The organism is Microbacterium sp. NPDC058342 (assembly GCF_042723935.1).
In the GTDB taxonomy this organism is placed as follows: domain Bacteria; phylum Actinomycetota; class Actinomycetes; order Actinomycetales; family Microbacteriaceae; genus Microbacterium.
On the sequence record NZ_JBHXID010000003.1, the window covers coordinates 30,779 to 52,822 of the forward strand.

Annotated in this window: 22 protein-coding genes; 11 read left to right on the top strand and 11 right to left on the bottom strand. The window is 69.0% G+C overall.

Features of this window, described 5'->3' with window-relative positions; all coding sequences use genetic code 11:
• The first annotated feature begins 52 nt into the window (after positions 1 to 52).
• Entirely contained in the window at positions 53 to 1,174 is a 1,122-nt protein-coding gene (locus ACFWHT_RS13955) for a fatty acid desaturase family protein (RefSeq protein WP_378830013.1), read from the top strand.
• 13 nt (positions 1,175 to 1,187) lie between these two features.
• On the opposite strand, the gene ACFWHT_RS13960 is transcribed toward ACFWHT_RS13955, so the two are convergent.
• The 4 genes from ACFWHT_RS13960 to ACFWHT_RS13975 form a co-directional block, all read right to left on the bottom strand.
• Positions 1,188 to 1,529 carry a nuclear transport factor 2 family protein gene (locus ACFWHT_RS13960; protein ID WP_378829581.1) on the bottom strand — a complete coding sequence of 114 codons (342 nt, stop codon included), beginning with the start codon at positions 1,527 to 1,529 and terminating at the stop codon, positions 1,188 to 1,190.
• A 23-nt stretch (positions 1,530 to 1,552) separates the two neighbouring features.
• The gene (locus ACFWHT_RS13965; protein ID WP_378829583.1) at positions 1,553 to 2,164 is read right to left on the bottom strand and encodes a flavodoxin family protein; all 612 of its coding nucleotides are present in this window, start codon (positions 2,162 to 2,164) and stop codon (positions 1,553 to 1,555) included.
• Positions 2,165 to 2,247: 83 nt separating this feature from the next.
• Positions 2,248 to 3,930: a glucose-6-phosphate isomerase gene (pgi, locus tag ACFWHT_RS13970; RefSeq protein ID WP_378829585.1), complete on the bottom strand. Its 1,683-nt coding sequence runs from the start codon at positions 3,928 to 3,930 to the stop codon at positions 2,248 to 2,250.
• A gap of 26 nt (positions 3,931 to 3,956) precedes the next feature.
• A complete protein-coding gene (locus tag ACFWHT_RS13975; protein WP_378829588.1) occupies positions 3,957 to 4,559 on the bottom strand; it encodes a GNAT family N-acetyltransferase in 603 nt (200 codons plus the stop codon).
• A gap of 64 nt (positions 4,560 to 4,623) precedes the next feature.
• Here ACFWHT_RS13975 and ACFWHT_RS13980 point away from each other — a divergent pair, with 64 nt between their 5' ends.
• From ACFWHT_RS13980 to ACFWHT_RS13990, 3 genes are read left to right on the top strand one after another with little or no spacing between them, the layout of a single operon-like run.
• On the top strand, positions 4,624 to 5,553 hold the full coding sequence (locus ACFWHT_RS13980; RefSeq protein ID WP_378829590.1) for an aldo/keto reductase family oxidoreductase: 930 nt from the start codon (positions 4,624 to 4,626) through the stop codon (positions 5,551 to 5,553).
• A 43-nt stretch (positions 5,554 to 5,596) separates the two neighbouring features.
• Positions 5,597 to 6,424, top strand: coding sequence for a sulfurtransferase (locus tag ACFWHT_RS13985; RefSeq protein ID WP_378829592.1), 828 nt, complete (start codon positions 5,597 to 5,599; stop codon positions 6,422 to 6,424).
• A 36-nt stretch (positions 6,425 to 6,460) separates the two neighbouring features.
• On the top strand, positions 6,461 to 6,856 hold the full coding sequence (locus tag ACFWHT_RS13990; RefSeq protein ID WP_378829594.1) for a PLD nuclease N-terminal domain-containing protein: 396 nt from the start codon (positions 6,461 to 6,463) through the stop codon (positions 6,854 to 6,856).
• A 1-nt stretch (position 6,857) separates the two neighbouring features.
• On the opposite strand, the gene ACFWHT_RS13995 is transcribed toward ACFWHT_RS13990, so the two are convergent.
• Genes ACFWHT_RS13995 through ACFWHT_RS14005 form a run of 3 tightly spaced genes read right to left on the bottom strand, consistent with a single transcriptional unit; the run spans position 6,858 to position 9,681 of the window.
• Positions 6,858 to 7,808 (bottom strand): epimerase, encoded by a 951-nt coding sequence (locus ACFWHT_RS13995; protein WP_378829596.1) that lies wholly within the window; start codon positions 7,806 to 7,808, stop codon positions 6,858 to 6,860.
• Positions 7,805 to 8,425, bottom strand: a complete 621-nt coding sequence (locus ACFWHT_RS14000) for a DUF4166 domain-containing protein (protein WP_378829599.1) — start codon at positions 8,423 to 8,425, stop codon at positions 7,805 to 7,807. The genes ACFWHT_RS13995 and ACFWHT_RS14000 overlap by 4 nt, the downstream gene beginning before the upstream one ends.
• Before the next feature lie 50 nt (positions 8,426 to 8,475).
• Positions 8,476 to 9,681 carry an ROK family protein gene (locus ACFWHT_RS14005; protein WP_378829601.1) on the bottom strand — a complete coding sequence of 402 codons (1,206 nt, stop codon included), beginning with the start codon at positions 9,679 to 9,681 and terminating at the stop codon, positions 8,476 to 8,478.
• Between the two features lie 115 nt (positions 9,682 to 9,796).
• Here ACFWHT_RS14005 and ACFWHT_RS14010 point away from each other — a divergent pair, with 115 nt between their 5' ends.
• Genes ACFWHT_RS14010 through ACFWHT_RS14040 form a run of 7 tightly spaced genes read left to right on the top strand, consistent with a single transcriptional unit; the run spans position 9,797 to position 17,549 of the window.
• Positions 9,797 to 10,909: a Gfo/Idh/MocA family protein gene (locus ACFWHT_RS14010; RefSeq protein ID WP_378829603.1), complete on the top strand. Its 1,113-nt coding sequence runs from the start codon at positions 9,797 to 9,799 to the stop codon at positions 10,907 to 10,909.
• Positions 10,910 to 10,937: 28 nt separating this feature from the next.
• Positions 10,938 to 12,431 carry a GMC oxidoreductase gene (locus tag ACFWHT_RS14015; RefSeq protein ID WP_378829605.1) on the top strand — a complete coding sequence of 498 codons (1,494 nt, stop codon included), beginning with the start codon at positions 10,938 to 10,940 and terminating at the stop codon, positions 12,429 to 12,431.
• A gap of 40 nt (positions 12,432 to 12,471) precedes the next feature.
• Positions 12,472 to 13,779, top strand: a complete 1,308-nt coding sequence (locus ACFWHT_RS14020; RefSeq protein ID WP_378829606.1) for an extracellular solute-binding protein — start codon at positions 12,472 to 12,474, stop codon at positions 13,777 to 13,779.
• A gap of 4 nt (positions 13,780 to 13,783) precedes the next feature.
• Positions 13,784 to 14,737 carry a carbohydrate ABC transporter permease gene (locus ACFWHT_RS14025; RefSeq protein WP_378829609.1) on the top strand — a complete coding sequence of 318 codons (954 nt, stop codon included), beginning with the start codon at positions 13,784 to 13,786 and terminating at the stop codon, positions 14,735 to 14,737.
• A gap of 5 nt (positions 14,738 to 14,742) precedes the next feature.
• A complete protein-coding gene (locus tag ACFWHT_RS14030) occupies positions 14,743 to 15,561 on the top strand; it encodes a carbohydrate ABC transporter permease (RefSeq protein WP_378829611.1) in 819 nt (272 codons plus the stop codon).
• Positions 15,562 to 15,579: 18 nt separating this feature from the next.
• Complete coding sequence (locus ACFWHT_RS14035; RefSeq protein ID WP_378829612.1) at positions 15,580 to 16,545, top strand: sugar phosphate isomerase/epimerase family protein; 966 nt, start codon at positions 15,580 to 15,582, stop codon at positions 16,543 to 16,545.
• Positions 16,542 to 17,549 carry a sugar phosphate isomerase/epimerase family protein gene (locus tag ACFWHT_RS14040; RefSeq protein ID WP_378829615.1) on the top strand — a complete coding sequence of 336 codons (1,008 nt, stop codon included), beginning with the start codon at positions 16,542 to 16,544 and terminating at the stop codon, positions 17,547 to 17,549. The genes ACFWHT_RS14035 and ACFWHT_RS14040 overlap by 4 nt, the downstream gene beginning before the upstream one ends.
• A 63-nt stretch (positions 17,550 to 17,612) precedes the next feature.
• Here ACFWHT_RS14040 and ACFWHT_RS14045 read toward each other — a convergent pair whose 3' ends face one another.
• The 4 genes from ACFWHT_RS14045 to ACFWHT_RS14060 form a co-directional block, all read right to left on the bottom strand.
• Positions 17,613 to 18,536, bottom strand: a complete 924-nt coding sequence (locus ACFWHT_RS14045; protein ID WP_378829616.1) for an NYN domain-containing protein — start codon at positions 18,534 to 18,536, stop codon at positions 17,613 to 17,615.
• Between the two features lie 2 nt (positions 18,537 to 18,538).
• Positions 18,539 to 19,531, bottom strand: a complete 993-nt coding sequence (locus tag ACFWHT_RS14050) for a Gfo/Idh/MocA family protein (RefSeq protein ID WP_378829618.1) — start codon at positions 19,529 to 19,531, stop codon at positions 18,539 to 18,541.
• Positions 19,532 to 19,592: 61 nt separating this feature from the next.
• Positions 19,593 to 20,909: an O-acetylhomoserine aminocarboxypropyltransferase/cysteine synthase family protein gene (locus ACFWHT_RS14055; protein ID WP_378829621.1), complete on the bottom strand. Its 1,317-nt coding sequence runs from the start codon at positions 20,907 to 20,909 to the stop codon at positions 19,593 to 19,595.
• Positions 20,910 to 21,099: 190 nt separating this feature from the next.
• Positions 21,100 to 22,044, bottom strand: coding sequence for a zinc-binding alcohol dehydrogenase family protein (locus tag ACFWHT_RS14060; protein ID WP_378829623.1), 945 nt, complete (start codon positions 22,042 to 22,044; stop codon positions 21,100 to 21,102).

The window sequence follows — 22,044 nt, forward strand, 5'->3', positions numbered from 1 at the left end:
CGGCGACTGCCTTTGGCTTCCAAGGCTCAAGGGCTCCGATCGACAGGAGAGCATCATCTCCCTCACTCAGGTCGACACGACCACGACCACCACCAACCCGGGCCGGATCCGGCAGACGTACTCGGGCAATGCCGACTTCCCGCCGATGGCCCGCGCGTACAAGGACGTCCTGAACGTCATCCGCGACATGGGGCTGCTGCGGCGCACGCCCGTCTTCTACTCCCTGGTCGGTGCTGCGCTGCTGCTCGCCTTCGCCGGCTGCGTGGCAGGCTTCCTGCTGCTCGGCGACAGCTGGTTCCAGCTGCTGATCGCCGGCGCGCTGGGCATCCTGTTCACCCAGGTCGCCTTCCTCGCCCACGAAGCCGCGCACCGGCAGATCCTCTCGTCGGGGCCGGCGAACTTCCGTCTCGCCCGCATTCTCGCGGGCGTCGTCGGGATGAGCTATTCGTGGTGGGACTCGAAGCACACGAAGCACCACGGCAACCCGAACATGGTGGGCAAGGACCCCGACATCGAGATCGACACGATCTCCTTCCTCGATGAGGACGCCGCCCGCTCGCGCGGGGTCATCCGGTGGATCACGCAGCGACAGGGGTGGCTGTTCTTCCCGTTGCTGACACTCGAGGGCCTGAACCTGCACCGGCTGAGCTTCCAGCACCTGTTCTCGCGCGGCACCGTCAAGGGGCGCTGGACCGAGCTGGGCATCATCACGCTGCGCTTCGCCCTGCTGCTGACGCCGCTGTTCCTGTTGCTTCCCCTGGGGATGGCCTTCGCCTTCTTCGGCGTGATGGTGGCCGTGTTCGGCGTCTACATGGGTGCGTCGTTCGCACCCAACCACAAGGGGATGCCGATCATCGCCCGTGACGCCAGACTCGACTTCTTCTCGAAGCAGGTGCGCACCTCGCGCAACGTGTCGGGCGGCTGGTGGGCAACCTGGATGTTCGGCGGGCTCAACTATCAGGTCGAGCACCACCTCTTCCCGAGCATGTCGCGGATGAACCTCTCCCGGGCGCGCGACGTCGTCCGCGACTACTGCGCGGCGAACAGCGTGCCGTATACGGAGACAACCGTGCTGCGCTCGTACGGCATCGTGATCCGGTACCTGAACCGAGTCGGGCTCGCCGCGCGCGACCCGTTCGACTGCCCGGCCGCCGGTCAGTTCCGACGGGCCTGAACCGACGGGCGGCTCAGCCGTCCGTCACCGTGTAGTGCACCGTCTGCATCACGATCAGGCCGTCCCGGACGACGAAGCTGTCGGCGCCGTCTCCCACCTGGCTCTCACCCGTCTCCGCCGTCCATTCCAGGTAGCCGTAGTCGCCGTCGATGAGGGTGTGACGGTAGACGAAGACCGCTGATCCCAGCAGGCGGTCCAGCTCGGCGGCGCACGCGCGCACCCCGTCGAGGCCGCGGTAGATGCCCGAGCCGGTGAGCATCACGATGTCGGGAGCGTAGTTCGACAGATCGGCCTCGACATCGGCTGACAGCCGGTTGCCCAGGTGGTCGTGGATCACCTCGGTCGTCGTGCGCATGGCGCTCCTCGCCTCTTCGCCGCTCAGGCGGCCGAGTACCCGGACCCCTTCAGCATGCGGGCGAGATGAGCGGCGTTTGCGGCGGCGGTCGCCGTGGTCTGGGCCACCTTCTCGGGCGTCTCGGGCAGATCCTTGTAGTCGGTGGACTGCATCGCCTCGCCGTTCCAGTAGATGGAGCCCTGCGCCGGCACGGTGAAGCCCACATCGTTGAGCGACTGGAAAAGGACCGCGGCGATGTGGTGCGCGCCGTCCTCGTTGCCGACGATCACGGCGAGCGCCACCTTGTCGAACAGGATCGGCCGCCCCTGGTCGTCGGTCTCGGAGAGCTCGGCGTCGAGACGCTCGAGCACTCGCTGGGCGACGCTGGAATGCTGGCCGAGCCAGGTGGGCGTCGCGAACACGACGATGTCGGCTGCGAGAACGCGCGCACGCAGCGCCGGCCATTCGTCGTCGGCGCCCATGTCGGTCTGCACTCCGGGCAGGATGCGGTGATCGACCGCCCGGATGCGGTCAGCTGTGACGCCGTGCTCCGCGAGAGCACTGAGAACCTGTTCGCCCAGCACGTGGGTGCTCGATCCGTCCGGCGACGGCTTGAGGGTGCAGTTGATCAGAAGTGCGCTGAGCTGTTCATCCATGCCGGCACGGTAAGCCTGACACCCGCCGCCGGTGGAGGGGGTTCCGGACGGCGGGTCGATGCGCTACGGGTTTCGAGGCGTGCTCAGAAGCTCCGATGGGCCTGGTAGTACGCCAGCAGCGCCTTGGTCGAGGCGTCCTGCGCGGCGAGGGCATCCGCATCCCCCTCGATCGCCGGGGCGATCTGCAGCGCCAGCTGCTTGCCGAGCTCCACGCCCCACTGGTCGAAGGAGTTGATGCCCCAGATCACGCCCTGCGTGAACGTGATGTGCTCGTACAGGGCGATGAGCTGACCGAGCACCGCCGGGGTCAGCGACGGCGCGAAGATCGACGTGGTCGGGCGGTTGCCGCCGAACGTGCGGGCGGCCACCAGGGGCCCCTCGGTTCCCTCCGCCTCGACCTCGGATGCCGTCTTGCCGAAGGCGAGCGCCTTGGTCTGCGCGAGGAAGTTCGCCAGGAAGAGCCCGTGCACGTCGCGCCCGTCGTCGGCGAGCGGATAGGCCGGGTTGACGAACGCGATGAAGTCGGCGGGGATCAGCCGGGTGCCCTGGTGGATGAGCTGGTAGAACGCGTGCTGGCCGTTCGTGCCCGGCTCGCCCCAGAACACCTCGCCCGTGTCGGTCGTGACCGGAGTTCCGTCCCATCGCACGGACTTGCCGTTGGACTCCATGGTCAGCTGCTGCAGATAGGCGGCGAACCGGCTCAGCTGCTGCGCGTACGGGAGCACGGCGTGCGACTGCGCGCCGAGGAAGTTCGTGTACCAGATGTTGAGCAGACCCATCAGCACGGGAACGTTCTGCGCGAGGGGAGCGGTGCGCACATGCTCGTCGACGGCGTGGAAGCCCGCGAGCAGCTCCCGGAACGCGGCGGCGCCGAACACGATCGTCAGGGAGAGCCCGATCGCCGAGTCCACCGAGTACCGACCACCCACCCAGTCCCAGAAGCCGAACGCATTGGCGGGGTCGATGCCGAACTCGGCCACCTTGTCGAGCGCGGTCGAGACGGCCACGAAGTGGTGCGCGACGGCATCCGTGCGGCTGGCCTCGTCGTCGCCGATCGCTCCGGATGCCGCCAGACCCGTCCAGAGCCAGTCGCGGGCCAGACGGGCGTTGGTGAGCGTCTCCAGGGTCGTGAACGTCTTCGACGCCACGATGAACAGCGTGTTCTCCGGGTCGAGATCGGCAGTGGTCTGCGCCAGATCGGTGGGATCGATGTTCGACACGAACCGCGCCTCGATGCCCGCGTCCGCGTACGGTTTCAGCGCCTCGTAGACCATGACCGGTCCGAGATCCGAACCGCCGATGCCGATGTTCACCACGTGGGTGACCTTCTTGCCCGTCACCCCCAGCCAATCGCCCGAACGCACCCGCTCGGCGAAGGCCGCCATCGCGTCGAGCACCGACTGCACATCGGCATCCACATGCTGCCCGTCCACGACGAGCTCGGGAGAGGCGCCGGCGGGGCGGCGCAGCGCCGTGTGCAGCACCGCCCGATCCTCGGTGGTGTTGATGTGCGCGCCGGCGAGCATCGCCGCGTACCGCTCCGCGACGCCCGTCTGCTCGGCGAGGCGCACGAGCGAGGCGACGATCTCATCGGTCACGAGGTTCTTCGACAGGTCGACGTGCAGGTCGGCCAGCGGCAGCGAGAGCCGCTCGACACGCGTGGGGTCGGCGGCGAACCAGCCGCGCAGATCGGGGGAGAAGCTCTCACGCAGAGCGGTGAGCTCGGCCCAGGCGGGAGTGGTCGTCGCGTCGATCGGAGCGGTCATGCAAGCAACGTTAGCGCTCGGAGCGCTCAGCCGCGGCGTGTGAGTCGCATCTCGAGATGGGCCTTCACCGCGGGCCACTCGGGCTCGATGATCGAGTACTCCACACTGTCGCGGAACGCGCCGTTGCGATAACGGCCCATCGCCCTCAGCACGCCGTCCTGCTTGGCGCCGAGCCGCTCGATCGCGGCGCGGGACTGGAAGTTCACCCACTGCGTCGTCAGGCCGACGCGGAACACGCCCAGGGTCTCGAAGGCGTGTGTGAGAAGCAGCAGCTTCGACTCCGCGTTGGTCCCCGTGCCGTGCGCCGACGGACGGTTCCACGTGTAGCCGATGTGCACCCGGGGCACGTCGGCGACCAGGTCGTACAGGGTCGTCATGCCCAGGATGCGCCCGCCGGCGTCGACGGTGGTGAACGGCACCATCTCGCCTTTCTCCAGCAGATCCAGCCGCCGCTCGATCTCGGCTTCGACGCCGTCCGGCGCGGGTACGGACGTGTACCAGGCGCTGCGATGCAGATCACCCTCCCGCACAGCCTCGATCAGCCCGTCGCGGTGCTCGCGGCTGAGAGGGCGCAGTTCGACCAGCCGGCCGGTGAGCGTGACGGCGGAGGGAGAGGTGCGGAAGGGCATGCCGACATTCAATCAGGCCGGTAGCGTTGTCTGATGCAGCGCGGGCTGCGACTCAGGAGGAACCATGAAGACCGTCCCCTTCGGCGAAGCGAGCGCACCAGCGGTCATCGCCGGCATGATGCGCATCCCCGACAAGACGGATGCCGAGGTGCGCGAACTCTACGAGACCGCGCGCGGCGCCGGGATCGACTTCTTCGATCACGCCGACATCTACGGCGGGGCGATGCACGTGTGCGAGGACCGATTCGCATCAGCTCTGCAGCTGTCGCCGTCGGAGCGGGCCGAGATCACCATCCAGACCAAGTGCGGGATCGTGCCGTCGGAGCAGATGTTCGACTTCTCCTACGAGCACATCGTCACCCAGGTCGAGGGATCGCTGAAGGCGCTGCGCACCGACTACATCGACACCCTCCTGCTGCACCGGCCGGACGCGCTCGTCGAGCCGGAGGAGGTCGCCCGGGCCTTCGACGAGCTCTCCGCCGCGGGCAAGGTGCGCTCCTTCGGGGTCTCCAACCACACGCCTCGGCAGATCGACCTGCTGCGCACCGCGGTCGTACAGCCGCTGATCGCCAACCAGCTGCAGCTGTCGATCACGCACTCGCCGATCATCGCGCAGGGCATCGCGGCGAACATGTCCGGTGAGGACCAGAGCATCGTCCGTGATGGCGGCGGCGTGGTCGAGTACTGCCGCATCAACGGCATCACGATCCAGGCGTGGTCGCCGTTCCAGGCCGGCTTCTTCGACGGTGTCTTCCTCGGCAGCGACAGGTACGCGGAGCTGAACGCAGTGATCGACCGCCTCGCCGCCTTGTACGCGGTGGAGCCGATCGCGATCGCGACCGCGTGGATCACCCGCCACCCGGCGCGGATGCAGGTGGTGCTCGGCACCACGACGCCGCACCGCATCGCGGATGCCGCGGCGGGCGCCGACGTCGAGCTGACCCGCGCGGAGTGGTACGAGCTGTTCCGGGCCGCCGGCCACATCGTCCCCTGAGCCGCCTCGCGAGCTCCGCCCGTTCCCCCGAGAGGATGCCCCGATGAATCCGCTGATCTCCGCGCGCGAACTGCAGGATCGTCTGGGCGCGGTGCGTGTGCTCGACGCCCGCTGGCAACTCGGTCGTGACGACGGGCGCGAGCAGTACCTCACCGGCCACATCCCCGGTGCCGTGTTCGTGGACGTCGAGGGCGAGCTGTCGCGGCACGGCGAAGCGCACGAAGGCCGACACCCGCTGCCCGACGACGCCGCGCTCGCCGCGGCCGCCCGGCGGTGGGGCATCCGCACGGGGATCCCGGTGGTGGTCTACGACGACCACCGGATGCTGGCGGCGTCGCGCGCATGGTGGGCTCTGCGTCGTGCGGGTCTCGCCGACGTGCGCGTCCTCGATGGCGGCTGGCGCGCGTGGACGGCATCGGGTGGCGAGATCGCGAAGGGTGAGGTGCGCGTCGCGGAGGGTGACGTCGTGCTGTCCGCTCCCGGCGACGCGGGGATCATCGACACAGCCGGGGCCGCAGCCTGGCCGGCCGACGGCGTGCTGCTCGATGTCCGGGCGGCGGAGCGGTACCGCGGCGACGCGGAGCCCATCGATCCGGTGGCCGGTCACATCCCCGGCGCCCGGAGCCTTCCGGTCGGCCGGCTGCTCACCGAGGACGGACGGTTCCTGCCCGCCTCCGACATCTCCGCGGCCTTCGACGCCGTCGGCGCCGGCGACGGCGCCCCGGTCGCCGCCTACTGCGGCTCGGGCATCACGGCAGCGCAGATCGCGCTCGCCGGCGCGATCATCGGGCGCGAGGTCACGGTGTACCCCGGCTCGTGGAGCGCGTGGTCGAACAGCCCGGGACGACCGGTCGCGGTCGGTGATGAGTGAGGGCAGACGCGCCACGCAGTCGTCTACTCTGAGAGCATGGCCTTCGTGGTGTGGTTGATCGTCCTGGCGCTGATGGTGTTCGCGCTCGTGGACATCATCCGTCGTGACGATTCCCAGGTGAAGTTCATGCCGAAGTTCGTCTGGCTGCTGCTCGTCGTGCTGCTGCCCTTCATCGGCAGCGTGCTCTGGTTCGCGATCGGTCGCGAGTACCCGGAGGGCGGGGTCAGGCTCGGGCGCCCCGAGCGGCATCACGCGCCGAGGCCCGCTGCGCCAGCTGCTCCCGCGATTCCCGTCGACACGCGCACCACCGAGCAGCAGATCGCCGATCTCGATCGGGAGATCGAGGAGTGGCGCCTGCGCGAGGAGCTCGAGAAGCGCAAGCGCGAGCGCGGCGACTCCGCCGCAGGGCCCGGGACGTCGACGCCGGAATAGGTCAGCCGTCGAACGACGCGCGCAGCGCTTCGTCCAGGTCCGGATGCCGGAACGTGTAGCCCGCATCGAGCAGCTTTCCGGGGAGGACCCAGCGGCTCTTGAGGATCAGCTCCGTCTCGGTGCGGATGCCGATGGCGCCGAGCTCCAGCATCCACCGCGGCGTGGGCACGCCGAAGCGCACCCCGAGGGCACGGCGGACCGCCGCCATGAACGTGGCGTTGTCGACGGGGTTCGGCGTGGAGGCGTTCAGGGGTCCTTCGAGGGAGGGATGCTGCTCGAGGAAGTCGATGATCCCGACCACATCGTCGACGTGGATCCAGCTGAATCGCTGCCGTCCTGCGCGCGCTCCGGGAAGGTGGGCGGTTCCCGCGGCGCGGCGTGCTCTCGTCACGGGCCACCAGCCATCCAACTGCGTGCCGCCGAGGCCGAGCCGTGCGAGGACGCGCAGCGGACCCAGCACGCCGCCGTCGCCCAGGACGATCGCGGTGCGCAGGGCGACCCGCCGCGTCGTCGGGTGCTCGCCTGCGAACAGCGCGCTCTCCCAGGCCCTCGCGACGTCGACCGAGAAGCCCGTGCCGACCTCGCCGTCGGCCTCGGTCATCGGCCGGTCCTCGGCGTGCCGGTAGATGGTGGCGGTCGAGGAGTTGATCCACAGCGGCGGGGGAGCGGATGCGCGGGCGATGGCACCGCTGAGCGCGGCGGTCGTGTCCAGGCGCGATCGGAGGATCTCAGCGCGGTTCGCCGGCGTGTAGCGGCAGCTGACGCTCTTGCCCGCCAGACCCACGACCAGGGCGGCGCCGTCGACGGCCGCGTCGATGCCGGCCCGGTCGTCCCAGGTGAGGTCGGCATGCGAACGGGAGATCGTGACCACTTCGCGGCCCTGGGCGAGATACCGCTGCTGCAGGTGCCGCCCGATGAAGCCGGTCGAGCCGCCGATCACGACGCGGGTCATGGCTGATCGTCCCGCAGGCCGTACACGAAGGTGCCCTCGTACTCGTACACGCGGCCGATCACGGGCATGTCGACGGTGAGCCGCACCCGCTGCCGGCCCGCCTGCTTCTCGGCGCTCTCACGCAGCCGGATCACCGGGGCGATCGCGCGAGGTATCCTCACGCGCAGCGGGCCCAGCCGGATGCCGATACGCGTACTGCGAAGGGCGAGGGCGTCGCCGTCGACCGACACATGGAACGCGACGGCCAGGGTGGTGGGCTCGCCGAGCTGATCCACCACCAGCCCGTGCGGGCGCGCGCAGACGGCGTCCTTCATCGTCCAGTCGCCGTCGGGCAGCTGGAGCGTGCGCACGCCGATCGCCTTGCCGGCCAGCGTGCGATTGCGGATCGTGAACGGCACGTCGTGGTGCCAGCCGGCGTGCACGACGCCGTGGCGCTGCAGCATCCGCAGCACCGGCCACAGCCAGCGCCGCGGCGTGCCCACCGTCTCGAACACGCCCTCGCCGACGCCGACCCGACCGCGGGGCACCGCGGCGAAGTAGTCGCGCAGGGCCGGATGCAGCAGAGCGCGCTGCTCACCCAGGGCCCTCAGATAGGGCGACTGGGGCACATGTTCCATGCCTCGAGATTATCCCGGAGCGCGGGACGCGGTGACCGGTGAGGCGCCGCTCACGCGCTCCAGCGCTCGTCGGCGGCGATCGCCGCGTCGATGTTGGCGGGGGAGAGCACCTCGCGGATGACCATGATCGCGGCTCCCAGAACGCCGGCGCGGTCACCCGCCTGCGTCTGCACGATCGACAGATGCTGGGTCGCCAGCGGAATGGACCGGCGGTACACCACCTCGCGCACGCCGGCGAGAAGATGCTCCCCCGCGCCGGCGATGCTGCCGCCGAGGACGATGATCGACGGGTTGAGGAGATTGACGACCGTGGCGAGCACTTCTCCGACGTCTCTGCCCGCCTGCCGTGTGGCGTCGATCGCGGCCGCATTGCCCGCGCGGACCAGTTCGACCACGTCGGAGCTGTTCTGCGCGGGCAGTCCCTGGGCACGCAGGGCCTCGGCGATCGCAGAACCGCTGGCCAGCGCCTCAAGATCGCGCTCCTCGCCCGGCTCATGCGAGGAGTCCGCCGAGTGCGGGACCCGGACGTGCCCCAGGTCGCCCGCCGACCCCTGCGCACCGCGCTGGAGGTGGCCACCGACGATGATCCCGGCGCCGATGCCGGTCGCCACCTTGACGAACACGAGGTTGGTGGCGTCGGGAAAGCTCGTCGCCTGCTCGCCGAGCGCGAGGATGTTGACGTCGTTGTCCACGAGGACGGGCACCTCGAAGCTGCGGCGCACGTACTCGGGGACGTCGAAGCGATCCCACCCGGGCATGATCGGCGGGTTGTAAGGACGCCCGGTGGAGTGCTCCACCGGGCCGGGGACGCCGATCCCCGCGCCGACGACGCGGATGCCGTCGAACCGCTCGTCCCGGAGGAGCCGGCGCCATTCGTCGAGGATGGCATCCAGGACGACGACGGGGCCTGCGGCGATGTCGATCCTGTCCCTGCTGGCGGCGAGGATGTTGCCGGCGAGATCGGATACGGCCGCGGTGCCGTGCGAAGCGCCGAGATCTGCGGCGAGGATCAGACCCGCCCGCGGATTGAAGGCCACGCGTGACGGGGGCCGGCCCCCGGTCGATGCGCCTTCTCCGGCAAGTGACACGAGTCCGGACGCGACGAGCGCGTCCACACGGGATGAGACGGTCGATCGGGCGAGGCCGGTGAGATGAACGAGGTCGGCCTTGGTGCGTGCCTGCCCGTCGAGGAGGAGCTGCACGATATCGCCGGCGCCCGGTGTCGCGCTGGCGGAAAGACGGTCGGCGTCGCTCATGGAGTCAGTAAATCACAGTCCTTTCACCTTCTGTCGCCGCAACATCCGCGGTGAGAGGAAGAACTTATGACGATGAACTAGCAAAAGATGGGTGATGTGTGTCAGAATCGCTGGCATGACAACGGACGTCACTGACACCGGGGTCGGAACGATCCGATCCAGCTTCCTCGGCGGGGGCTTCATGGCTCGAGTGCACACTCGCGCAGCACGAGCCGCGGGTGCCAGCCTCGAAGTGCTCGCCAGCTCATCGGCGATGAGCGCGCAGCAGGCGGCCAGCGCACTCGGCGTCGAACGGGTCGCCGACGACGTGACCGAGCTGCTCACGGACGCCGGCGATGTCGTGCACATCTGCACCCCCAACGCCACGCATGCCGATCTCTCCCGTCAGGTCATCGCAGCCGGGCGCCACGTCATCTGCGAGAAGCCGCTGGCCACCACGCTCACAGACGCGCGCGAGCTCGTCGACGCAGCCCGGCACCGCGGCGTCGTCGCCGCGGTGCCCTTCGTGTACCGCTATCACCCGATGGTCCGCGAGGCGCGAGCGCGCGTCGCCGCCGGTGAGATCGGCGCCCTGGTGACGATCGACTGCGGGTACCTGCAGGACTGGATGCTGTCGCCGGAGGACGACGACTGGCGTGCCATCTCGGCCGACGGAGGCCCGTCGCGCGCCTTCGCCGACATCGGCTCGCACCTGTGCGACCTGCTGGAGTTCGTGTCGGGGGAGAGGATCGTCCGACTCACCGCCCGCACGCGACGCGTGTACGACGAGCGCGGCGGGCACGCGGTGGCGAACGAGGACGCGGTCGCCATCCTCGCGGAGCTCGCCTCCGGCGCGATCGGCACCCTGCTGATCTCGCAGATGGCGGCAGGGCGCAAGAACGCACTGACCCTGGAGCTGCACGGAACCCGGCAGAGCATCCGGTTCGATCAGGAGCGACCGGAGGAGCTCTGGATCGGCCAGCGGGAGGGGAGTCGGCAGCTCCTGCGCGACCCGCAGGCCGCCCATCCCGGAGTCGCCCGGTTCTCCCGTGTTCCCGCCGGACACGCCCAGGGGTACCAGGACGCATTCAACTCCTTCGTCGCCGACGTCTACGAGGCCATCCGCGGGGGGCACGCCGACGGCCTGCCGACATTCGCAGACGGACTTCGCGCCGTGGCGCTGACCGAGGCCGTGCTGCGAGCAGCAGACGAACAGTGCTGGGTCGACACCACTCCCGGCGCCGCCTGACCATGAACCACTCGAAGAAGGACAGCTGATGTCTGAGAACCTGGATGTCATCATCGTCGGCTCGGGGCCGAACGGCGCCATCATCGCCGAGCAGGTGCGCTCGCATTCCCCCGAGGCGAAGATCCTCGTCGTCGAGGCGGGCGGAGCGATCACCGACGCGCACGGCGTGCATCTCGTCGAAGCGGACGAATCGGCGATGAACGCGTCGTACGACGACCTGATGCGCCGTGCGCGCCAGATCGAGTACGTCAAGGGCGCGACATCCATGAACGCCATCGACGGCGACTCCTGGACGCCGCAGTCCACCGGCGTGTTCCCCGCTGCCTTCTTCGGGCACAACTTCGCCGAGTTCCCCGGAGCCTCCGTCGCCTGGAACGTCGGTGGTATGGGCGTGCACTGGACCGCAGCGACGCCGTGGCCCTACGAGGCGGAGATCCCCGACTTCCTCCCGCGTGCGGAATGGGACGCCGATCAGGAGACCGCCCGACGACTGCTGCGCACGTCGGTGGGGCCGCTGATCCCGGACGTGGAGAACCCGTTCGCGAAGCCGATCTTCGAGACCCTGCGCGAGATCGTCCCCAGCCCCGATCCGGAGCGCGCCTTCGGATACATGCCCATGGGTGGCGTCGCATCCGCCGGCCGGCCGTTCGGGCGGACGGGTCCGCGTGACATCGCGCCGTTCGTCTTCGACGGCAGCGCACCCGGGGTCGAGCTGCGCACCGGTCTGCTCGTCACGACGATCGAGCACGACGGATCGCGGGTCACCGGCCTCGCGGTGCGCGACCTCGCGACCGGGGCCGAGGAGACCCTGCGCGCCGACCGATTCCTGATCGCGGCGGACGCACTGCGCACACCGCAGCTGCTCTGGGCATCCGGCATCCGCCCCGCCGCACTCGGCGTGCGCCTGAACGAGCACGCATCGATCGACGGCGAGGTCGAGATCGATGCCGCACGCTTCGGCCTGACCGACGACGACGTCCTCACGCCCCCTGCGGGCGAGCCGTTCATCGACTCGTTCTGGAGCCCGTCCATCGGCGCCGGCCGACCGATGCACGGCCAGCTGATGGAGCGGGAGTTCAACGGCAGGCACATGCTCAGCGTCGGCTGGTACTGCTCGACGGACATCCGGCCCGAGAACCGGATCGAGTTCTCGGACGAACTCGTCGACGAGCTCGGCATGCCGCACATGACCGTGCACTTCTCGTACTCCGAGAACGACCTGGAGGCGATCCGGCGGATGCAGGACGTGCAGCAGGACGTCGCCAACGCGCTCGGCACCTTCCCGCGCGAGTATCGCGAGGTGCAGCCCCCGGGCGCATCCCTGCACTACACCGGAACCGTCCGGATGGGAGCTGCCGACGACGGAACCAGCGTCGTCGACACCGACGGCCGCGTGTGGGGATTCGAGAACCTCTACCTGGCAGGCAACGGCGTCGTCCCCACCGCGCTGACCTGCAACTCGACGCTGACCGGGGCGACCCTGTCCGTGCGTATCGCGCGTGCCATCAGCGCGGATATCTGACCTGCAGTAACCACCACAACCCACCAAGGAGATGATCGCGATGTCCACACCCGTTTCTTCGCGACGCCGGGCGATGCTGCTCGGTACGACTCTGGTCGTCGCCAGCGCTCTGCTGCTGACCGGCTGCGGTCGCAGCGCTGACGACGGCGCCCCGAGCGGCGACGCCGCCACGATCGACGCCGAGCCGGCTACCGGAACGCTCGACGTCTGGACCCAGGGAGCTGACGGGGCGAAGCTGCCCGAGATGTTCGAGGAGTTCAAGAAGGACAACCCCGACGTCACCATCAAGATGACGGAGGTGCCCGAGTCCGAGTTCCAGTCCAAGCTCACGGCGGCGATCACAGCCGGCACCACGCCGGACCTGCTGTACGCCTTCACCGAGACGCAGTCGGCGCTCATCGCGACCGGCGGCTTCGACGCCGTCCCCGACGGTCTCGTCGACTCCGCAGACTTCTACGAGTCGATCTGGAACAACTCCGTCGTCGACGACGTCGCGTACGGCGTTCCGTGGTACGCCTACGCGAACGTCTTCATGTACCGCAAGGACCTCGTCGAGGCCGCCGGCGCAGAGGTCCCGAAGGATTGGGAGGGGGTCGTCGAGTTCGCCGAGAAGCTCAAGGCGGATGGCGTGGAGTACCCGCTCTCCCTCTCGGCGAACTACGACCAGTACACGGCTCAGCAGCTGGCCGTGATCGCCGCTCAGAACGGCGGCGCGATGATCAGCGACGATCTGCAGACGTGGACGATCGATTCTCCCGAGAACGTCGAGGCCCTCGAGTTTTGGGCGGGCTTGATGAAGGACGGCTACGCATCGCAGGACGGCCCCGCGTTCCTCGACACCGTTCCCTGGATGACACAGGGCAAGAACGCCGCCATCTGGGACGGCGGGCCCTGGTTCGCCTCGTGGTTCGACGACGCGAACGGGGAGGGCTGGGGCGCCGAGCACATCGGCTACGCGCTGAACCCCCTCGGACCGACGGGTGACTCCGGATCGAGCATGGGCGGCGGCAGCTGGATGGTGCCGTCGGACAGTGCGAACAAGGACGCGGCGTGGAAGTTCACACGCTGGATGTCGGAGCCCGCGCAGCAGGTGCAGTGGTACAAGATCTTCAAGAACATGCCCGCGGTCAAGGCCGCGTGGGACGACCCCGCGCTCACGGGCGATCTGCTCGACGTCGTGCGCGAGTCGCTGGAGTCCGGCGTCAACCGCCCTGCCGTCTCGACGTGGACGCAGGTGGGCAACATGATCGGGCAGCAGATGGAGAAGGTCGTTCGCGGCGGTGTCTCGGCGAAGGATGCTCTTGCGGATGCGCAGAAGCAGGCCGAGCAGATCGGGACGGGCCACTAGTCCGATGTCCACGGCATCCACTCGAATGGTCGTCGTCCCGGGGGCGCGCAAGCGCCCCCGCGGCGACGGCCGCCGGTCCTCCGAGGGCACGCGGGCCGAAGCGATCACGGGGTGGTTGTTCCTCGTCCCGTTCCTGCTGATCTTCGCCGTGTTCACGGCGATTCCCGCCGTGCTGGCGGTCGGGGCGAGCATGACGGACATGAAGGCGAGGGACATCCGCACGCCCTTCGGCGTCGATTTCGTCGGTTTCGAGACGTTCATCCGCGTCCTCGGTGACGCCACCTTCCAGTCGTCGTTCCTCAACACGATCGTCTTCGTCGTCCTGTGCGTCCCGCTGAGCATGGCGCTGGGACTTTCCCTCGCCCTCATGCTGAACAACGGCATCCGCCGACTTCGCGCGACGTTCCGCGCCGCCGTCTACATTCCCGTCATCACGAACATCGTGGCGGCCGCCGTGATCTGGCAGTACGCCTTCTCCATCGCCGGCCCCGTCAACAGTTCGCTGGGCTCCATCGGGCTGCCGCAGCCGAACTGGCTGGGAGACCCTGCCTGGGCCGTGACGACCGTGGTCATGATGGGCGTCTGGCGCACCGCCGGTACGGCGATGATCCTCTTCCTCGCGGGCCTCCAGGCAGTGCCGGAAGAGGTGCTCGAGGCGGCATCCACCGACGGCGCGGGTGCCGTCCGCCGCCTGTGGTCCATCGTGCTGCCGCTGCTGCGTCCCACGACGCTGCTGGTCACGGTGCTGATGACGGTCATGTTCCTGAACATCTTCGAAGAGCCGTATCTGCTCACCGGAGGCGGGCCGCTCGGCTCCACCCGCTCGATGGCGCTCTGGGTGTACGAGCAGTTCGGGTTCGGCAACGTCGCGGCATCCATGGCCGGATCCGTGCTCCTGCTCATCCTGGTCGGCTTCGTCGCGATCATCCAGTTCAGAATGCTGAGGCCGAAAGAGTGAAGACCATGTCGACGGTTCGTCAGGCCGTGCTCTACGCGATTCTGGCCGTGATCACGATCTTCATGCTGCTGCCCTTCGTGTGGGTCATCTCCGGCTCGTTCAAGACGCAGGCGGAGTTCCTCTCGAACCCCGGTGCGTGGCTGCCCGAGTCGCTGCAGATCGGCAACTACATCCAGCTCTTCGCAGAGCGCGGCTTCGGCACCTACATGCTCAACAGCATCATCGTGTCCGCGGTCGCGGTGCTCGGCAACGTGCTGTTCAGCGCGATGGCGGGCTACGCGCTCGCGAAGCTGCGATTCCGCGGTCGCAACGCGATCTTCCCCCTCGTCATCGTCGCGATGATCATCCCGTACGTGGCGCTGTTCGTGCCCCAGTTCGTGATCATCGTGCAGCTGGGACTGGTGGACACGCTCACCGCCATCATCCTGCCCGTGCTCATCGCACCGCTTTCGGTGTTCATCATGCGCCAGTTCGCATACTCCGTGCCGTTCGAACTGCTGGAAGCGGCGCGCATCGATGGCGCCGGGGAGTCGCGGATCTTCTTCCGCATCTTCCTGCCGCTCTCCGGGCCGGCGCTGGCCACGGTCGGGATCCTCTCGTTCCTGGCATCCTGGAACAACTTCCTGTGGCCGCTGGTGGTCGCGCAGTCCCAGGGCACGTACACCGCGCCCGTCGGTCTCTCGGTGGCATCGCAGGCTTCCAACAGCATCTCCTTCGGCCTGCTGCTCGCGGGAGCGCTCGTCGTGCTGCTGCCCATCCTCATCCTGTTCCTCTTCCTGCAGAAGTACTTCATCCAGGGCGTCGCGACAGCGGGCCTGAAATGACTCCCGAAAGGCTCTGACATGCAGATGAAAGACCTGCGCTTCGCGCTGAACGCCATCCAGTGGATCAACGTCAAGGCGGATCCGAACGATCCCGACAGCGAGAGCCTGTGGCGATTCGCCGATCCGTCCTTCGTGGCGGAGTATCCCGGAGTGCTGGAGCAGATCCGGGCCGCCGGGTTCGACGCGACCATGATGGAGGTGCTGGCGACGCAGACGCTGCAGAGCTTCGCCGGCATGATCGAGCGCGCCGGCCTGAAGCTCGCGCCGGGCTACGTGCAGGTGCCGCTGATGAGCGATCATGGCGACCGGTTCGAGAAGGGCTCCTTCGAGCGTGCTCACTGGTTCGACGGCGTGCGCCGGCGCGCCGAGGAATCCAACTACTTCGGGCTGAAGACGGTCTTCCTCGCCGCAGAGGTGAACTACCTGGCGAGCCGCTGGGAGAACCCGGCGATCGGCTACGAATTCTCGCAGGACCGACTCGACGAACTGACGCAGTTGATCGACGAGGCCGTCGACGTGCTGAACGCGGAGGGCGTGCGTCCCGGGCTGCACAACCACGTCGGCACGTGGATCGAGACCGAGTACGAGTACGAGCACGTCCTCAACAGCATCGGTGCGGATCGCCTGGGCGCCTCGTTCGACATCGGGCACCTGGAATGGGCGGGGATCAGCGCGAAGGACGCGATCGCCAAATGGGCCGATCGGGTGCAGGATCTGCATCTGAAGGACCTCGATCTCGACATCGCCCGTCGCACCCGCGAGGAGGGCCTGTCGTACACGCGCGCCACCGATCTCGGTCTCTACCTCGAGCCCGGGCTCGGCGACCTCGACCTCGTCGGTACCCTCGAGGCGCTTCCCGACGACTTCGGCGGCTGGGTCATCATCGAGGTGGACCGTGCCAGCATGGACCCGGTGGCCAGCGCCCAGCACACCGCGCGCTGGCTCGCAGAAGTCACCGCAGATGTTTCGAGGCGATCACGATGAGCACCCATCCCGTCACTCTGTTCACCGGTCAGTGGGCCGACCTTCCCTTCGAGGAGGTGGCGCGCCTGGCGTCCTCGTGGGGCTACGACGGCCTGGAGATCGCCGCCTCCGGCGATCACCTCGACCTGAAGCGCGCGGACGAAGACGACGCGTACCTCGCCTCGCGCAAGGAGATCCTCGATCGGCACGGCCTGCAGGTCTTCGCCATCTCGAACCACCTCGCGGGCCAGGCGGTGTGCGATTCACCGATCGACTTCCGCCATCAGGCGATCGTGCGCGACCATGTCTGGGGCGACGGTGACGAAGAGGGAGTGCGTCAGCGCGCCGCAGAGGACATGAAGCGCTCGGCCCGCGTGGCGCGCAAGCTCGGCGTCGACACCGTCGTCGGTTTCACGGGATCGTCCATCTGGCAGTACGTCGCGATGTTCCCGCCGGTCCCGGCATCCGTCATCGACTCCGGCTTCGACGACTTCGCCGCGCGCTGGAACCCGATCCTCGACGTCTTCGACGCCGAGGGAGTGCGCTTCGCGCACGAGGTGCACCCCTCCGAGATCGCGTACGACTACTGGTCGAGCATCCGCGCGCTCGAGGCGATCGATCACCGCGAGGCGTTCGGGTTCAACTGGGATCCGTCGCACATGATGTGGCAGAACATCGATTCGATCGGGTTCATCTGGGACTTCCAGGACCGCATCTATCACGTCGACTGCAAGGACACCCGGATGCGGCCGCAGAACGGCCGTGCCGGCGTGCTCGGCTCGCATCTGCCGTGGGGCGACCCGAGGCGCGGCTGGGATTTCGTCTCGACGGGCCACGGCGACGTGCCGTGGGAGGACGCGTTCCGCGCGCTGGACGCGATCGGCTACGACGGTCCGATCTCGATCGAGTGGGAGGATGCCGGGATGGACCGCCTGCACGGTGCCGCCCAGGCCATCGAGTATGTGCGCTCGCTGCTGTGGCCGAGGCCGACCGCGTCCTTCGACGCAGCTTTCAGCAATCAGTAGCCGGTCCCGGCCGGTGCCAGGCGCCGCCGGCGCTGCGTCCGCATCAGTCGGCGCCGCGCGGCGTCAGCGTTCGCGCAGCCGCACGAGCCGCTCGTGACCGGTCTCCTCGAGCTCGGCGACGTCGTCGCGGGAGCGGAGGAAGTCGTTGAACGACCGGTAGCCGAGCGCCTTCTCGCTGAACGAGGGGTCCATTCGGCGCATCTGCGTCTTGACGGCCGACGCGTGCAGCCACTCGTCGGCGTCGGCCTTGTCGTGGCCCAGTCGCAGCGCCCGTTCCAGCAGCTGTGTCGCCTCGCCCTGCTCGTCGGGCTTCGCCGCGGCCTTCGCCTTGCGCGTGGCTCCGGTGGGCTTCTGCTCCGGCTTCTCCTTGGCATCCTTCGCGGACGTCGAACGCGTCGCGGGCGCCGCGACCGCCCTGGTCGGACGCGCGACGCCGGGCAGGGAGTCGTAGGACTCGAACTCGTCGCAGGCCGCGGCGAGGGACTTCGCGGTGGATCCGGCCACGCCGACGCCGACCACGTAGCGGCCGAGCCGTTTGCAGCGCTGCGCCAGCGGGACGTAGTCGCTGTCGCCGGCGACGATCACGACGTGCGTGAGGTCGGGAAGCCGGAACATGTCCTCGACCGCGTCGACGGCCAGCCGGATGTCGGCGCCGTTCTTGGCGTAGGCGGCGGCGGGGAACAGCTGCACGAGATCGACGGCCCGCGCGACCAGCTGGGTGCGGTACTCGGCGTTCACGGGTGAGGACCAGTCGGCGTACGCCCGGGTGAGCACCAGGGTTCCGAACGACGAGGCGTAGTCGATGATCGCACCCACCTCGACCATCGCCTGGCGCAGCCGCTCGGCGACCTCCGCGTCGTGCGGGTCGTCGGAGATGCGCTGCCTGTCCTTACCGTAGGCGTTGCGGCCGTGCACGCGGTCGTACCAGGAGATGACGATGTTGTCGAAGTCGAGATAGACGGCCACGCGTCCCGTCGTGTCGGCCATGGTCAGTGCTCCTCGGGGTAGGTCACGCCGATCTGCCGGCGGATCTCGTCCAGGGTGCCCATGATGCCGACGGTCTCGTCGATCGGCAGCACGTCGCCTGCGAGCACGCCCTCGGCGACCATCCTTTCGGCTGCGAGCGCCTCGTACTGCATGCCGCGTCCCTCGTCGGGGGAGGGGCGGCCGTCGAACTCCTCGATCAGGTCGCCGTCCGTCGAGTACACGCGCAAGATGCTCGGCGACCAGAAGAAGCGCTGGATCTCGACGCGCCCTTCGGTGCCGACCACCGCGGCGGTGTTCGGCCCGGCGGCGCGCGACGACGACAGTGTGGTCGAGATCGCGCCACCGGCGTGGGTCATGATGGTCGCGACCTCGGCATCCGCCCCGGTCTCGATCAGGCGGGCGGAGGCCTGGACGGTGTCGGGCTCCCCGAGGATGTCCCAGACGAACGAGATCGGGTAGATCGCCAGGTCGAGCAGGGCACCCCCGCCCAGTTCCAGAGCGTTGAGCCGGTGCGCCGGGTCGGTCGGCAGGCTCTGCGTGTGATCGGCCATCACGGCCCGGATCTCGCCCAGCGCGCCCTCGGCGATGATCTCGCGCAGTCGCACCATGTGCGGCAGGTAACGGGTCCACATGGCCTCCATGACCAGCAGACCCTTCTCAGCGCCCAGTCGCTGCAGGTCCTCGGCCTGGCCCCGGTTGACGGTGAAGGCCTTCTCGACGAGCACGTGCTTGCCGTGCTCGAGCGCGAGGCGCGCGTTCGCGTGGTGCATCGGGTGCGGTGTGGAGACGTAGACGATGTCGACGTCGGGGTCGGCGACGAGCGACTCGTAGGAGGCGTGCGCCCGAGGGATGCCGAAGCGGGCGGCGAAGGCATCGGCCGACTCCTGCGACCGCGAGCCGACGGCGGCGATGTCGAGACCCGCGGTGCGCAGGTCGGATGCGAAGGCGGAGGCGATGCCGCCCGTGGCGAGGATGCCCCAACGAAGTCCGGTCATGGGCACCAGCGTATCGGGGCCGCTGCCCGGGTGCGGCGCGCGCCGGGCCTGTCGGGTGCACTCACACGCACGCGAGTGCGCGGTCGAGGTCGGCGATGAGGTCTTCGGGGTCCTCGAGCCCCGCTGAGAGGCGGACCGTGCTGAGCGAGATGCCCGCCGCGGCGCGCTGCGCCGGCGTCAGGTGGGAATGGGTCATGGATGCGGGGTGTGAGACCAGGCTGCGGGCGTCGCCGATGTTCGCGACGAGGCGGAACACCTCCAGCACGTCGATGAAGCGAGCGATTCTCTCCTGCGCATCGTGCTCCTCTCCGGCGAGGTCGAACGAGAAGACCGAGGGGCCTCCGTCCGGCAGGTAGCGCTGCGCCAGAGAATGCCACCGGTTGGCGGAGAGGCCGGGATGGTGCACCTCCGCGACGGCGGGATGCTCCGCCAGATGCCGGGCGATCCGCAGCGCACTGCCGGACTGCCGCGCGACGCGGAGGTCGAGGGTTTCCAGGCCCAGCAGGATCTGCCAGGCGTTGAACGGCGACAGCGACGGGCCGAGATCGTGCACGTACTTCGACTTCACCAAGGCGGCGAACGCCTGCCCCTGTCCGAAGCGCTCCCAGAGGACGAGGTCGCCGAAGCGTGCGTACGGCTCGGTGAACTGCGGCCAGCGATCGGGAAGGGCGCCGAAGTCGAAGGAGCCGAGGTCGACCACGACGCCGCCGAGCGAGGTGCCGTGCCCGGAGAGGAACTTGGTCGCGGAGTGCACCACGAAATCCGCGCCGTGCTCACCGGGCCGGATCAGCGCGGGAGTGCCGACGGTGCTGTCGACGACCAGCGGCAGGCCGGCGTCGTGGGCGATGTCGGCGACCAGCCGGATGTCGAGCACCTGTGCGATCGGATTCGCGACGGTCTCGGCGAACAGCACCCGCGTCTGCGGGGTGATCGCCGCGCGCCAGGCGCTCGGGTCGTCCTGGTCGACGAAGGTCACCGGGATGCCGAAGTCCCCGAAGGTCTCCTGCAGCAGGTCGACGGTGCCGCCGTAGAGCTGATCGGCTGCGACGATGTGGCCGCCTCTGCCCGCGAGCGCCAGCAGCGTGACGGCGACCGCAGCCTGCCCGGAGGCGACGGCGACGGCACTCGTCCCGCCTTCGAGCAGTGCCAGGCGCTCCTCAAGCACCTGCTGGGTGGGACCGGCGTTGCGGCCGTAGATGATGCCGGGCCGGCGCAGTGCGAACAGGTCGGCGGCCTCCTGCAGCGAGGAGAACTCGTACGCGGCGGTCTGATGGATCGGAGGCACGGCGCCGAAGGACGGGCTGCCGGGCGTGAAGCCCGCCTGCACCTGGGCGGTCGCGAAGCGGTGCGCACGCTGCGGCGCGGGTGCTCCGCTCATGCGTCCCGGCTCGGCTCGGTGCTGGTCGCGACGCGGCGCGCGATCGGATCGGAGACGCGGGTCATGCGTCCCATCTTCGGCATGGTCGTGCTCTGCGAGCATCGATGTGTCGTACTGTTGCGCCGCGTTTCCCTCCGCTTCGCGTCGCTTGCCGCGGCCCGCGATCGGTCTCCGTCGGCGCAGCCCCGCCTCAGGGGATCAGGACGATCTTCCCGTCGGCCTCGTGCCGCTCGATGAGCTCGTGCGCGCGGGCCGCCTCGGCCAGGGGCAGCTCGGGCCCCAGCTCGATCTGGAAATCGCCCGCCGCGACGAGATTGATCGTCACGCCCACGGCTTCACGTCTCCAGGCGAGCTGCTCCTCGGTGAGCGGGACGGGACTTCCGCCCGAGTACGCCTGGATGCCGAAATCTGCGGCATCCGGCCCCCGCACGATCGTGGCGATGCGGTCGCGGTCGGAGACGAGGTCGAGCGAGACCCGGATCGCCTCGTCGGTGCCGGCGCAGTCCAGCGCCACGTCGACGCCCTGCGGGGCGGCGTCGCGCACCCGCTCGAGCAGGCCCTCGCCATACGCGACCGGTGTCGCGCCGAGGGCGCGTACCTGTTCGTGGCGTTCGGGGCTCGCGGTCGCGATGACGGTCGCGCCCCACAGCACCGCGAACTGCACGGCGGCCTGCCCGACTGAGCCGGATCCCGCGTGGACGAGCAGGGTGTCGCCCTTGCGGACGGCGAGGGAGCGCAAAGACTGGTACGCGGTGCCGGCCGGGATGCCGATGCCCGCACCCTCGGCAGCCGTGACGCCGTCGAGCATGCGTGTGATGTTCCCGACGGGGACGGCCAGTGACGTCGCGTAGGTGCCGCGGGTGTCGTGGACGGCGACGCGCTCGCCGACGGCGAAGCCGGTGACGTCGTCTCCGAGCGCGGTGATCGTCCCCGCGCCGTCGAAGCCCACGTGCCGTGGCTCGGTGATCGGAGGCAACGGACGCTGGCCGGAGCGCTGCTTCACGTCGATGGGGTTGACCCCCGCGGCTTCGATGCGCACGACCACCTCACCGGGAGCGGCGACGGGGTCGGGGACCTCGACCAGGCGGAGGACGTCAGGGGAGCCGAGTTCTGTGTGGACGATCGCGCGAGCCAT